At 40.4% G+C, this 13223-nt stretch carries 12 protein-coding genes; 8 read left to right on the top strand and 4 right to left on the bottom strand.

Annotated features, from left to right (window positions below; genetic code table 11):
• The first annotated feature begins 6 nt into the window (after positions 1 to 6).
• Positions 7 to 1464 (top strand): response regulator, encoded by a 1458-nt coding sequence (locus WN948_RS10120; RefSeq protein ID WP_342304079.1) that lies wholly within the window; start codon positions 7 to 9, stop codon positions 1462 to 1464.
• A 360-nt stretch (positions 1465 to 1824) separates the two neighbouring features.
• Here the strand turns inward: WN948_RS10120 and WN948_RS10115 are convergent, their stop codons facing one another.
• From WN948_RS10115 to WN948_RS10100, 4 genes are all read right to left on the bottom strand, one after another.
• Positions 1825 to 2814, bottom strand: a complete 990-nt coding sequence (locus WN948_RS10115; RefSeq protein WP_342304078.1) for a reductive dehalogenase domain-containing protein — start codon at positions 2812 to 2814, stop codon at positions 1825 to 1827.
• Positions 2815 to 3025: 211 nt separating this feature from the next.
• Positions 3026 to 3172 carry a hypothetical protein gene (locus tag WN948_RS10110; RefSeq protein WP_342304077.1) on the bottom strand — a complete coding sequence of 49 codons (147 nt, stop codon included), beginning with the start codon at positions 3170 to 3172 and terminating at the stop codon, positions 3026 to 3028.
• Between the two features lie 81 nt (positions 3173 to 3253).
• Positions 3254 to 4708 carry an IS66 family transposase gene (locus WN948_RS10105; protein WP_342306454.1) on the bottom strand — a complete coding sequence of 485 codons (1455 nt, stop codon included), beginning with the start codon at positions 4706 to 4708 and terminating at the stop codon, positions 3254 to 3256.
• 112 nt (positions 4709 to 4820) lie between these two features.
• Positions 4821 to 5495, bottom strand: coding sequence for a hypothetical protein (locus tag WN948_RS10100; RefSeq protein WP_342304076.1), 675 nt, complete (start codon positions 5493 to 5495; stop codon positions 4821 to 4823).
• 171 nt (positions 5496 to 5666) lie between these two features.
• On the opposite strand from WN948_RS10100, the gene nifH reads away from it, so the two are divergent.
• The 7 genes from nifH to WN948_RS10065 are packed head-to-tail and all read left to right on the top strand — an operon-like array spanning position 5667 to position 13138.
• Positions 5667 to 6488, top strand: coding sequence for a nitrogenase iron protein (gene nifH, locus WN948_RS10095; RefSeq protein WP_342304075.1), 822 nt, complete (start codon positions 5667 to 5669; stop codon positions 6486 to 6488).
• Positions 6489 to 6498: 10 nt separating this feature from the next.
• Positions 6499 to 6816 (top strand): P-II family nitrogen regulator, encoded by a 318-nt coding sequence (locus WN948_RS10090; RefSeq protein ID WP_342304074.1) that lies wholly within the window; start codon positions 6499 to 6501, stop codon positions 6814 to 6816.
• Positions 6817 to 6835: 19 nt separating this feature from the next.
• On the top strand, positions 6836 to 7216 hold the full coding sequence (locus tag WN948_RS10085) for a P-II family nitrogen regulator (RefSeq protein ID WP_342304073.1): 381 nt from the start codon (positions 6836 to 6838) through the stop codon (positions 7214 to 7216).
• Positions 7213 to 8793, top strand: coding sequence for a nitrogenase molybdenum-iron protein alpha chain (gene nifD, locus WN948_RS10080; RefSeq protein WP_342304072.1), 1581 nt, complete (start codon positions 7213 to 7215; stop codon positions 8791 to 8793). The genes WN948_RS10085 and nifD overlap by 4 nt, the downstream gene beginning before the upstream one ends.
• Positions 8794 to 8822: 29 nt before the next feature.
• Positions 8823 to 10193: a nitrogenase molybdenum-iron protein subunit beta gene (gene nifK / locus WN948_RS10075; RefSeq protein WP_342304071.1), complete on the top strand. Its 1371-nt coding sequence runs from the start codon at positions 8823 to 8825 to the stop codon at positions 10191 to 10193.
• Positions 10194 to 10226: 33 nt separating this feature from the next.
• A complete protein-coding gene (nifE, locus tag WN948_RS10070; protein ID WP_342304070.1) occupies positions 10227 to 11726 on the top strand; it encodes a nitrogenase iron-molybdenum cofactor biosynthesis protein NifE in 1500 nt (499 codons plus the stop codon).
• Positions 11723 to 13138, top strand: coding sequence for a nitrogenase component 1 (locus WN948_RS10065; RefSeq protein WP_342304069.1), 1416 nt, complete (start codon positions 11723 to 11725; stop codon positions 13136 to 13138). The genes nifE and WN948_RS10065 overlap by 4 nt, the downstream gene beginning before the upstream one ends.
• Positions 13139 to 13223: the final 85 nt, after the last annotated feature.

Genomic DNA, 13223 nt, shown 5'->3' with positions numbered 1-13223 from the left:
AAAATATTGATCGTTGATGATGAGAGGATCAACGTAGCACTTATTACATCATATCTTTCTGAGACTTACGATATAATTGCAGCCTCAAATGGTGAGGACGCGCTTAAAATCGTGAAAACAGAAAGTCCAGACCTCATACTGCTTGATGTAGTTATGCCCGGAATGGACGGGTTTGAAGTATGCAAAATAATCAAGCAGGACTACAAACTTGATTTTATACCCATTATAATGCTCACTGCCTTGACATCCAGGAATGATCATCAGAAAGGAATTGAAGTTGGTGCGGATGACTTCCTGAAAAAACCTGCTGATAAATTTGAACTTAACGAAAAGATAAGAGCCCTTTTGCGCATCAAAGAGCAGCATGATTCACTACTCACTGACCGCAACAAAGCATACGAATACCTAGATTGTGTCGGAGTATTGATAGCTGTTCTTGACAAAAATTACAAACTTATCCACATAAACAAAAAAGGTGCTGATATTCTTGGTTATAAACGAGAGAATATCATTAATAGAGACTGGTTGGACCTTTTTGTTGCAGAAACTTATGTAGAGCATGTAAAAAGCAAATATGACAAACTTCTGAAAAAAGGAAAATCCAATAGCCCTGAATACCATGAATATCCCATAATGACCCTCACCAGAAAAGAAAGACTGTTCAGGTGGTATGATTCAGTCCGGACTGATGAAGAACATAACATTACAAGCATCCTGATATCAGGAGAAGACATCACAGAGAAAAGAAAAGACGAGATCAAGTTGATGGAATATGCAAACAAGCTCAAGCATTCCAATGATCTGAAGGATCTTTTCACCGATGTATTACGCCACGATCTGCTAAATCCTGCAGGACTAATAAAGTCATTTACTGAGATACTTGAAGAAAAAAACCCCAGTGATGAACAAAAACGTATAATCGATAATATCAAGAAATCAAATTTAAAACTTATTGAACTTATCGAGGATGCAGCACATCTTGCAAAACTGGAATCAATGGAAGAGATGGTTTTTGTAAGAACAGAGCTTGGACCAATAATACGAGATACAATTGAAAGTTTTACACCGGAAATCGAGCATAAAGGGATTAAAGTGGACATGTTATCAGGTATTTCTTATCCTGTACTGGCCAATCCAATGATACAAGGTGTTTTTTCTAACCTGCTTTCAAACGCAATAAAATACAGCCCTGACAGTACAATTATTCGAATAAAAGTTGATGATGTTGGTGACAAATGGAAGGTGAATATTACCGATCAGGGAGATGGCATACCAGATAAAGACAAAGCAGCTGTTTTCGATCGTTTTAATAGATTGCATAAAGATAATATAAAAGGAAATGGAATCGGGCTTGCTATTGTAAAAAGAATCACGGACTTGCATGGCGAAAGTGTAGGAGTGAACGATAATCCGGAAGGAAAAGGAAGTATTTTCTGGTTCACATTAAAGAAAGCCCAGAAATAAAAACTTGAATTATAGCTTTGAATTAAGAAAAGATGCACATCAAATGACTATTGGGGATTCTAAACGACACCCTTTAAGTATTCCATAGCTGGAAACACAAAATGGTATAACAAAGTTCATTCCGACTTTTAGCCATGTAATGGTGGTTGCAGCTCCATTTAAAATAACATCACTTTGATTGATAGTTGACAAAAGTAAGCCGACAATAAGTGCCACTGGTAGACACGATTGAAGCGTCTTGCCATACAAAAATAGCTGGAACGCTTCGAACCAAGTCTTCCACTTAGCATTGTGTGAATTCGGATTCATAATATTTGTCAATATTTGTTATCTAAATGAGGAATTCTACAAAACCTAAAATTATTTTGTAGGCATGAAAGCAAGAGGTTGTTTTTCATAGTTTCTTTTCCCATATTTCTCACGGTGGGTTTCAAGAATTTCCTCCATTACATTTTTATTACCTTTCATTCTTAAAACAAGTTGTTCATCAACACCCTGTGAAAAAGGGCATGCAGACATACATACTCCGCAACTAGTTCCCATTCTGACCCACATTTCCATACAAGATGAAACATCATGTTTCCAATATTTTCGTCCATCTTCGCTCACAGAACTTTCATGGGAGATTGCTTTTGACGGACAGTTGTCTTCACAGCATCTGCATATTTCACAAAATTCATGTAAGCCAAAATCAATCATTTCATCTTCAATTAAAGGAAGATTTGTATGGACGGCAGCAAATTTTGTACGGTTTCCATATTTAGGATTTACAACTGCATTACATCTACCCATTTGACCGAGTCCTGCCTTTTCGCCTAAAAAGGAGAGGGGGGATTCATAAGAAGTGGAACTGTCTGTTATTGCATCGTATCCCATATCTTTGATATACATAACAAGTCTTGCTGCAACTTCGGAACTCTTAGCGTATCCCAACATTGTAGACATTAATAGTTCCTTATTGGGTCCACGGTTAATGTAGTCCAATTCTAATGGTGCTGCAAATACGATTGCATACTCGAATATGTGCTCAACTTTTTCTCCATACTCATATGATTTTTTATTAGAACCTCTATGTGTGTATAAATCACCAGGTTCCACCTTAGTAATACCAACTACATCTATACCTGATAATTTCACAAATTCTTTTAGCAGGATTGACATCGTTTTAGCAGGAATTTTCCTTTTTTTGGAATTTACTGGCATATTGTAAGCCTGGTCATCTATTTCGGCTGCAATTCTTTGGTATTCCTGCATTAATTGAATACTAGCATATTCATGATCAGATACATCTTCTCCCATTCCCATAAATGGATTCGAAGGTTTCCCTTCCGATTTATCTTTATCTGGCATTCCCTTTCCAATTGATTTTTTACTAAAAAGTTTCGTAACTATTCAGCCTACCACAATTAGCCTATTGATACTGATTTAATCAAAACGGAGATGTTTGCTCACTAACAACCTAAGAATCAAAAAAGCAATCAATGGCAACAATCAAAATTAATGATCCTAATAAAATGTAGGTCTCAACTTTTTGTCAAGATTGCTATTGATAGTGTTTTTATCAGGCTGAATAGTTACAAAGTTTCATCTTAAGTTTCATATCTGATTCTTTGTTGTCAGGATTTAGGGAATAATAATCATCAGATTCCTTAGAACCTTTCTTTAATTGTAATCGAGAATATATTGTGTCTCTTTCATCATATTCCATAGTTGTTCACCTTTTTAGTATTGTAAAATGGTAACTATTCAGCCTAGCTCACTTCCACCAAGCTGATTTCTTCATCCACGATCAATTCTGCAACTTTGGAACAAATGAATTGCCATAAAATATTGCACTAATTGCATCGATAACAGATTCAGAATTCTTATTAACAGTAGACACGTATCCTCTTATACGGCAGAAATTTTTTGCACCCTGTTCACTGCGGAAAGTACCTGATATCTTCTGCTGTACTTTCGTCATTCTGATATCTCTTTCAGCCTGATTGTTATCAAACGGAACGTTTTGGTCGTACATAAATCGTAAGATATCCTCTTTATGGCCAATAAACCTATCCAGCAAATTCTTTACCGTGGTCTGCTTCTTACGTCCTCGTTTTTTAGACCGCACATTTGATTCCGGATCAGGAGGATTTTCATTCACTCCTAAACAAGTTATGTGATCATAATCCTCACTGAACCTTTGAATTAGCTCAGTATCTAAAAGATCATTATCAACATGATGTTTAATGCATATCAAGAGATCACTCATTATCTTTGGCCACTGTTGATCCCTGTTTTCGGAAGCTCCAGTTAACTCTCGTAATAAATGTGCATTACATAATGAATGTTGACATTCATATTTGTTGTACGGTTTCCAAAAATCATGTGTTGCAACACCAGTGTAACCTGGTAATATGCCCATAGCATCCATTGCTTCTGAGCCCCTTTTGCGATGTGCAAAATAATAGGTCAGTTTGTCTGTACCTGCCACATGAAGCCAATTACGAACTGCATTTATTCTCATTCCTGTTTCATCCAGATTGATGACAGGAGATTCTTTCAGGAGATGTTTCACTGTATTTTCAAAAGCTCCAAGCTTCTCAAAACAACTACGTTCCGTGTTCACCAAAGTAGCAGGACTTATCTTGCATCCCAAAATATCAGAGAACAACTTGGTAACACGCTGATAAGGAAGTAATTGGTAAGTGTGCAAATAAACTGCAAATGACTTAACTCGATGACCGTATTGAGTCGGCTGAGTTACACCATCTGGAAAAAGAGCTTTGTTTACATGAGAACATTTGGGACATGTTTTAATCTCGCAACGATGTTCAATGCAATTGATAGTTATAGGAGGAATGTCAAAGACCTGTCTTCTTTCATAGTCAGAGGGAACAGAAGCTAACGATCTCCCACAATTGACGCATTGATTAACAGGATGAACAATAACTTCATCCGGATCATCATTTATTCTTAATGTAGTACCAGGATGACCGTTTTGACCACCTACATGCTTATTGGTCTTTTTTCTTTGACTTTTAACGGTTGGTTTATTCCGTGCATAAGAATCAGTAGAAGGTGGTTTGCTACTGTTGCGACTATTCTTTTCAAGCATTTCTTCCAAATGCCTGACACGCTCTTCAAGTTGTGCAATTTGGAGAGATTGATGTTCAATTATCCCAAGTAATCGAGTTACAAGTTCTACTACTGCTTCTGGACCAGCTTCATAAACTGCAAGTATTTCTTCGCGGTCTATACAAATCCCCTCAGATTGATAGACGTTTTTTATGATATTTTACTGAATATTTTTTAACACATAGAATGAAGCCATAGTATATTGTTTTTTGCATCATTAAAACAGTCAGGCTGAATAGTTACAAATAATCAGTACTTTTATTAACAATCACATCTTCACCAGGTGCGTAAAAATATTTTCGTTCATCACGTGTGATTTTTGTTTGTTCAATGCCATTATGTAATAATGTAATATCTGACATGTCCATATCTTCTAATGGAGATACAAAATTTTCAATTTCCTTTCTTACAACTTTATCTTGATATGCGGCTAACACATAGTTATTAACTGTGATTTTCTCACAGTTATTCAAAATCAATTCAATATTGTTACTATCAAGATGGTTTATTGATTCAATTTTTTCTCCTTTCGTTTTTTTGAAAAACCATATCAATGATTTAAAATTATCTTTTATAAATCCTATAATAGCAACCGAATTTACAACTGTTTGTACACCAGCACACGTCAAAAGAGTTACAAGATCAACATCAAATGACCCCGGTTTAAATGAACCTTTTACTTTGACAAATATATTAGAATTTGATCCGTTTGTAATGTATGTAACTCGTTCAAGTACATTTGATAAAGCCATTAATGATTTAGCAAGATCATTTGCATTCATTTCATGTGATTCTACCGCACCCCCATTATATTTAAGTGTGAAATTTTCATGAATAGATTTATCATATTTTTCATTTGACATTAACTTAATTAAATTATCAGGGTGTATATTAAAATTTTGATTTTCGTTCATATTTTCATACTCCTTAACTTAACAGAATCCAATAATAGAAATGTTTAAATACTGTAACCTAGTACATAGGATTCCGTTGTATGATGTGAAATGAAGCAGCTCCAATAACACACATTCATACAACAAATTCAATAAAAAAAACACATCAAATAAGCACAGAAGGAAAAGACCATGCGACAAGTAGCAATATACGGAAAGGGCGGAATCGGCAAGTCAACGACTACACAGAATCTGACAGGTGCACTCGCCACTATGGGAAAAAATATACTGTTGGTAGGATGCGACCCAAAGGCAGACTCAACAAGAATGCTCCTTGGAGGCCTTAACCAGAAGACAGTACTTGACACATTAAGAAGTGAAGGCGATGAATCTGTTGAACTCGACAACCTGATACAGCCAGGATTTGGCGGTATAAAGTGCGTCGAATCAGGCGGACCTGAACCTGGTGTCGGTTGTGCAGGAAGAGGAATTATCACATCAATAAATCTGCTGGAAAACCTTGGTGCATACGAAGAAGATCTGGATTACGTTTTCTATGACGTACTCGGTGACGTAGTATGCGGAGGTTTTGCAATGCCAATTCGTGAAGGAAAGGCAAAGGAGATCTACATCGTTGCCAGTGGTGAACTCATGGCAATCTATGCAGCAAACAACATCTGCAAGGGAATTCAGAAGTACGCAAAGGGCGGTGCACGTCTTGGCGGAATCATCTGTAACAGCAGAAACGTAGATGGAGAACGCGAACTTCTTGAAGCTTTTGCAGAAAGGCTTGGAAGCAAGCTCATTCACTTCGTACCAAGAGACAATATTGTCCAACGTGCTGAGATCAACAGGAAGGTAGTTATCGAATTTGACCCTGACTGTGGTCAGGCAGAAGAATATAGAACACTGGCCAACAACATCGAAAATAATGACCTGTTCGTGGTTCCAAAGCCAATGGAAATGGAAGACCTGGAAGAAATGATGGTTGAATTCGGAATTGTTGAACTTTGAGGTGAAAAAAATGCAAATGGTTCGTGCAATTGTCAGACCAAACAAGGTATCTGACATCGTTGAAGAACTTGAGAAGGGGGGCTATGTTTCCCTTACCAAGACCGATGTATACGGAAGAGGAAAGCAGAGAGGTATACACACAGCTGAAGTACAGTTTGACGAACTTCCAAAAACCATGCTTATGTTAGTAGTTGAAGATGAGGAGAAGTCCAAAGTTCTGGACATAATCAAGAGTTCAGCTCACACAGGAAAGTACGGAGACGGAAAGATCTTCGTAAATCCAGTTGAAAACGCTTACACAATACGCACCGGCGAAAGTGGACTTTAAACCCGAAGGGGAATGTTAAATGAAGGAAATAACGGCAATCATTCGTATGAACAAGGTGCATAAGACGCTAGATGCACTTTCAGAGTGCGGATACCCTTCTTTCACCGTGGAAAAGGTAATGGGCAGAGGAAAGCAAAGAGGATTATGCTATGAATTCGACCCTCCACTTCCTGAGCAGGAAGGAGTTTCATCAAAGAACTGCATCCCTTTCATTCCAAAGCGCCTGTTCACCATAGTTGTCGATGATAAAGCAGCAGATAAGGTTGTTCAGAGAATAATCAACATCAACAAGACAGGCCACGCAGGAGATGGAAAGATCTTCGTAACAGACATTCCTGAATCCTTCAGAATAAGGACAGGAGAAGAAGGCAATATCACTGTAGAGAGGGAAGAACAATGAGTTCGGAAGTTGAACAGTCACAGAATCTCATTGATGAGATGATGAAGATCTACCCCGAGAAGGTCGCAAAGGACAGAAGAAAGCACTTAACTGTCAAGGATTCCTGTTCCGAGGAAAATCATATCGAAGCTAATGCCAAGACCATTCCAGGCATAATGACAAACCGTGGTTGTGCCTATGCCGGTGGTAAGGGTGTAGTAATGGGACCTATCAAGGATATGGTTCACATCACACACGGACCAATTGGCTGTGGATATTACACATGGGGAACCAGGAGAAACATGGGCAAGGCAGAAGATGGCGGTGACAACTACCTGCAATACTGTTTCTCAACCGACATGAAAGAAACAGATATTGTATTTGGTGGTGAGAAGAAACTCAAGGCAGCTATCGATGACGCAGTGAGGATCTTCAAGCCAGGTGCAATATCTATCTGTGCAACATGTCCTGTAGGACTTATTGGCGATGACATCGAAGCAGTCGCTGCAGAAGCAGAATCAGAACATGGTGTAAAGATAATGTCCCTTCGTTGTGAAGGGTACAGAGGTGTAAGTCAGTCAGCAGGACATCACATTGCAAGTAATGTAATCATGGAACATCTAGTTGGTACCGAGGAACTAGAAGATCCAACACCATTTGACATCAACATCTTTGGTGAATACAACATTGGTGGTGACCTCTGGGAGATCAAGCCACTCTTTGAAAAAATCGGATACCGCATAGTTTCAAGTTTCACAGGAGACGGCTCATACCACAACCTTTCAAAGGCACACCAGGCCAAGCTCAGTGTCCTCCTCTGTCACAGGTCAGTAAACTACACTAACCGCATGATGGAAGAAAAGTACGGAGTACCATGGTTAAAGGTCAATTACATAGGTATCGAAGGCACAAAGAAGTCATTCAGAAAGATGGCACAATTCTTCGATGATGCAGAACTTACCAAGAAGACAGAGGAAATTATCGAAGAGGAAATGGCAAAGATCCAGCCTGAACTTGAGAAGTACAGAAACAAGCTTCAGGGCAAGACAGCATTTATTTACTCAGGTGGATCCAGATCACACCACTATCAGAATCTCTTTGAAGATCTTGGTATGAAGGTTCTTGTTGCAGGATACCAGTTTGCTCACCGTGATGACTACGAAGGAAGACAGATACTTGATGGTTTGAAGGAAAAAGCATCCAGCGGAATGCTTGAAGATCTACACTTTGAAATGGAAGAAGGATTTGAACCTGCCATCAGTGAAGAACGCATAAAGGAACTCAAGGAAAAGCTTGGTCTGATGTCCTATGAAGGAATGATGCCGGAAATGAAGGATGGTACGATCGCTGTGGATGACCTCAACCACTACGAAACTGAATTCCTTATCAAGGAACTAAAGCCAGACCTGTTCTGTTCAGGTATCAAGGACAAGTACATGGCACAGAAGATGGGAATTCCATCCCGGCAGATCCACTCCTACGACTACAGCGGACGTTACACCGGTTTCTCAGGTGTACTTAACTTCGCAAGAGATATCGATATGGCAGTGAACAACCCAAGCTGGAAGCTCTTAAAGACCCCATGGAAGGCAGAGTAAGGAAGGAAGGAAGGAAGGGAGGAAGAAAAATGTTAGATTATACACCAAAGGAAGAAGTTAAGAGAGATGCATTGGTGGTCAATCCTGCCAAAATATGCCAGCCTATTGGCGCATCATATGCTGCAATGGGTATACACAACTGTATGCCTCACAGCCATGGGTCACAGGGATGTCTCTCATACCTGAGAATGTGTCTTACAAGACACTTCAGGGAACAAACAGTAGGAACTACCAGTAGTTTCTATGAAGGAACTGCCGTTTTCGGTGGTGCATCCAATCTCAAGAAGTCACTTGCCAACATTGAGGCAGTATACACACCAGAAGTTGTTGCAATTCACACAACATGTCTTTCAGAGACAATTGGTGATGATGTTAACCAGATCATAGAAGATGTACAGATGGAGGAACTTATCGACCCATCCATCAAACTATGTGCTGCATCAACCCCCAGTTATGTTGGTTCCCACGTAACAGGCTATGACAATATGGTAAAGTCATTCGTTACAACTTTTGCCACAAAGACAAAGCCAAATGGCAAACTTAACATGATCCCGGGTTTTGTGGACCCCGGAGACATACGCGAGATGAAGAGAATACTCTCCATTATGAACATCCCAACTATTGTATTCCCTGACCAGACAGATGTATTCGATGCCGGAATTACCGGAGAGGGCGGACTCTTTGCAAAGGGCGGTACACCAATAGGAGATGTTGAGGACAGCGCAAACTCAATGGGAACCATTGCACTCTGTGGTATGGCAGGAGGCGCAGCAGCAAACACATTCAAGAGCAAGTTCAAGATGCCAATACAGATAGGACCTGTACCAATAGGTGTTCGTTACACTGACAGGTTCATCATGAAGGCAGCAGAACTTGCAAACGTCCCGATCCCACCGGAACTGGAACATGAAAGAGCAAGAGTCGTTGATATGATGACAGATGCTCACGCACACTTCTATGGTAAGAAGGTAGCCATATTCGGTGACTGCGACATAATTGAAGGTCTGACAAGCCTGGTGCTTGAAATGGGAATGGAACCAACTGTGATCCTCTCAGGTTCTGTAAGCAAGAAGTTCGAGGAAAGAGTTTCAGAAATGGTACATCCATTGTATCCTGACTCACATATCCTTACCGGAACAGACCTGTTTACCCTGCACCAGATTATCAAGAACGAACCTGTTGACATGCTGATCGGTAACACCTATGGAAAGCACATAGCACTTGCTGAAGATATTCCATTGATCAGAGTCGGATTCCCAATTATGGACAGGGCAAACCTGCACTACTTCCCTGTCATGGGATATGCAGGAGCAGCTCGAATGATCGAGTGGATCGGAAACACATTCCTGGACATCAAGGATAAGACAATTCCTGAAGAAGAACTTGAGGTCGTTCAATAAAACGACCTCTTTTATTAGTTATGGAGTGAGAACATGCCAGACATTACAAGCGTGGTTAACACGTTGGATGAAAGACGACCATACATAGAACTGAAGCAGGCAAACAAGTCTGGAGAACTAGCATGCGATAATACGTCCATCGCCGGTTCTATGAGTCAGAGAGCCTGTGTTTATTCAGGAGCTCGTGTGGCACTAAATCCTGTGACCGATGCTGTACACCTCGTACACGGTCCTATAGGATGTGCAAGTTACACCTGGGATATCAGGGGTAGCCTGTCAAATGATAAGGAAACGTTCCGTACCAGTTTCTCAACTGATATGAAGGAACTTGACGTAGTATTCGGTGGCGAGAAAAAACTCTCAAAGAGCATCGATGAGATCGTTGAGTTATACAAACCTCCTGTCATCTTTGTCTATTCAACCTGTATTGTCGGTATAATCGGAGATGACCTTGAAGCTATTTGCAAGGAAGCAAACGAGCGAGTAGGCATTCCTGTAATACCTGTGCAATCAGAAGGTTTCAAGGGAACAAAGTCTGATGGATATAAGGCAGCGTGCAATGCACTTATGCAGATCATCGGAACAAAGGAACCTGAAATAACCTCAGAATACAGGATCAACATCTTTGGCGATTACAATGTGGCAGGAGATGTATGGCTGGTAAAGCCCCTCTTTGAAAAGATGGGAATACAGGTCATTACTTCCATGACAGGAGATGCAACAGTAGATACCATCTCAAAGTCACACGGAGCCCATTTGAATTTAGTGCAGTGTTCAGGTTCCATGACATACCTTGCAAAGTGGATGAAGAAGGAATATGGGATTCCTTTCAAGAAGGTTAGTTATTTTGGAATCGAGGATATTGCAATTGCACTTAGAACAACAGCTGAGTTCTTTGGTTCCGAAGAAATGATGAGAATCGCTGAAGATATCATCGAAAAGGAAACGAAGAGAATAATGCCTGAAATTCAGGCAATCAGAAAAAGGGTTCAGGGAAAGACCGCAGCAATATACATGGGCGGCGCTGCCAAGGCACTTACACTCATAAAGGGTTTCCGGGAACTTGGAATGGAAGTCGTTATAATAGGAACTCAGACTGGAAAGCGGGATGACTACAAGCAGATCAGCTATCAGGTGAAGGATGGAACAGTCATTGTAGATGACGCAAACCCGCTGGAACTTGCAGACCTTCTTGTGAACCAGAAGGCTGACCTCATGGTTGCAGGTGTCAAGGAAAGGTTCCTGGCTTACAAGCTTGGTGTATCATTCTGTGATTTCAACCATGACAGGGTCATTGAATTTGAGGGATATGACGGGTTCGTGAACTTTGCAAGAGAACTGGATATTTCCATTAACAGTCCCGTATGGAAATATGTTGGAAGCAAGCTCGGAGATTCAAGTTCAGGAAGTACGGAAACAAAGAATACTATCAAGTCTGCAGAGCAAAACACAGCAGAATCAAATAAGGACGTAGGGGAGAGAAGCAATATGCATGATATTAACCTAATCACAGTACAGGAGTCTGTGGCATGAGCGAGCGTAACTACACGACGGTCAACCCCTGTATAATGTGCCAGCCCATTGGCAGTGTGATGGCATTTAAGGGAATAGAGGACTCAATGGTTCTGCTACACGGCTCACAGGGTTGCAGCACATATATGAGACTGCACCTTGCACACCACTTCAGGGAACCAGTAGACATCGGTTCAAGCTCACTTAGTGAAAAGGGTGCAGTTTATGGCGGAAGCGAGAACCTGAAGAAGGCACTTAAGAACATAATATCACGCTATGATCCAAAGGTCATCGGTGTTTCAACCACGTGTCTTGCAGAGACCATTGGGGACGATATTTCCCGTATAATCAGTGAGTTCAGGGAAGAGGAAAATATTAGCGATGAAAGAATAATCATCCCCGTACCAACACCCAGCTACGAGGAAAGCCACAACAGTGGATACATCAAGGCTGTAGAGGCCATTGTCAAGACCTTCACACTGAAAGACTCTAAGAAGGAAATATTCAATAATAAGCTCAATGTTGTGCTTTCAGAGAATATCTCACCTGAGGATACCAGGGAAATGAAGCACATTTTCACCAGCATCGTAGGACAGAATTCATTCATACTCCTGCCTGATATCTCAGAGACTTTTGATGCGCCCATGACAGGAGAACTTCACAAGATACCCCTTGGAGGAACAACACATTCTGACATTACAGATATGAAGAATAGTGCAGCAAGCATCGGACTTGGAATTACCAATGATAACAGGGCAGTCAATTATCTTGAGCATACATTTGATATCCCCTCACAAAATCTGCCACTTCCGATAGGACTTGAATACACGGACAGGGTACTAAATGCATTGTCTAATATATCCGGAATGGAAATCCCTGATGAATTTCAGAAGGAAAGAGGTAGGCTTATCGATGCTATGGTAGATGCTCACAAGTATGTGTATGGAATCAAGGTTGCAATCTATGGAGACCCAAACAACGTGCTTGGAATGTTATCCCTCGCACTTGAGAACGGCATGCATCCTATACTCGTAGTTGCTTCCAGCAAGTCACCACGATTTGCAGAACATGCCATGGAAAGAGTTGACCAGGTAAAGCCAGATTGTGATGTCACTATCCTTGAGGATGTGGACTTTGACACTTTCAATGACGCTGTCAGAAAAGCAAAGCCTCAGATGCTTATTGGTAATTCTAATGGAAAGTACATTGCACAGGATATGAATATCCCATTAATAAGATTCGGGTTCCCTATACATGACAGGGTCGGTGCCCAGAGATTATTGACAATTGGATATAAGGGAGCAATGCGCATGCTTGACAGGATAACCAACACTATTCTGGAAGTTCAGGACACTGAACTGGCTGCGAAATGGTCTGAACCGGAAAGCTACGTTCCGCTCAGTGAGAATTCATTTCACTTCGCGGAAGCGTGAAGATAAAACTAAGAATGTATGATTTGAATTTGGCAATTTTCTAATTATGAAATGCCAAATTCAATTCTTTTTTTAGATTTCAAAT

This window comes from Methanolobus sp. ZRKC5 (assembly GCF_038446525.1).
Taxonomy (GTDB): Archaea; Halobacteriota; Methanosarcinia; order Methanosarcinales; family Methanosarcinaceae; genus Methanolobus.
Note: the sequence above shows the minus strand (reverse complement) of the source record. Positions and strands in the feature narration are given on the sequence as shown.

Coding starts and splice junctions, on each gene's coding strand:
- WN948_RS10115 (WP_342304078.1), bottom strand. CDS start 2,814: ATGCCAGATAAAGATAAATCGGAAGGGAAACCTTCGAATCCATTTATG.
- WN948_RS10110 (WP_342304077.1), bottom strand. CDS start 3,172: ATGGAATATGATGAAAGAGACACAATATATTCTCGATTACAATTAAAG.
- WN948_RS10100 (WP_342304076.1), bottom strand. CDS start 5,495: ATGAACGAAAATCAAAATTTTAATATACACCCTGATAATTTAATTAAG.
- nifH (WP_342304075.1), top strand. CDS start 5,667: ATGCGACAAGTAGCAATATACGGAAAGGGCGGAATCGGCAAGTCAACG.
- WN948_RS10090 (WP_342304074.1), top strand. CDS start 6,499: ATGCAAATGGTTCGTGCAATTGTCAGACCAAACAAGGTATCTGACATC.
- WN948_RS10085 (WP_342304073.1), top strand. CDS start 6,836: ATGAAGGAAATAACGGCAATCATTCGTATGAACAAGGTGCATAAGACG.
- nifD (WP_342304072.1), top strand. CDS start 7,213: ATGAGTTCGGAAGTTGAACAGTCACAGAATCTCATTGATGAGATGATG.
- nifK (WP_342304071.1), top strand. CDS start 8,823: ATGTTAGATTATACACCAAAGGAAGAAGTTAAGAGAGATGCATTGGTG.
- nifE (WP_342304070.1), top strand. CDS start 10,227: ATGCCAGACATTACAAGCGTGGTTAACACGTTGGATGAAAGACGACCA.
- WN948_RS10065 (WP_342304069.1), top strand. CDS start 11,723: ATGAGCGAGCGTAACTACACGACGGTCAACCCCTGTATAATGTGCCAG.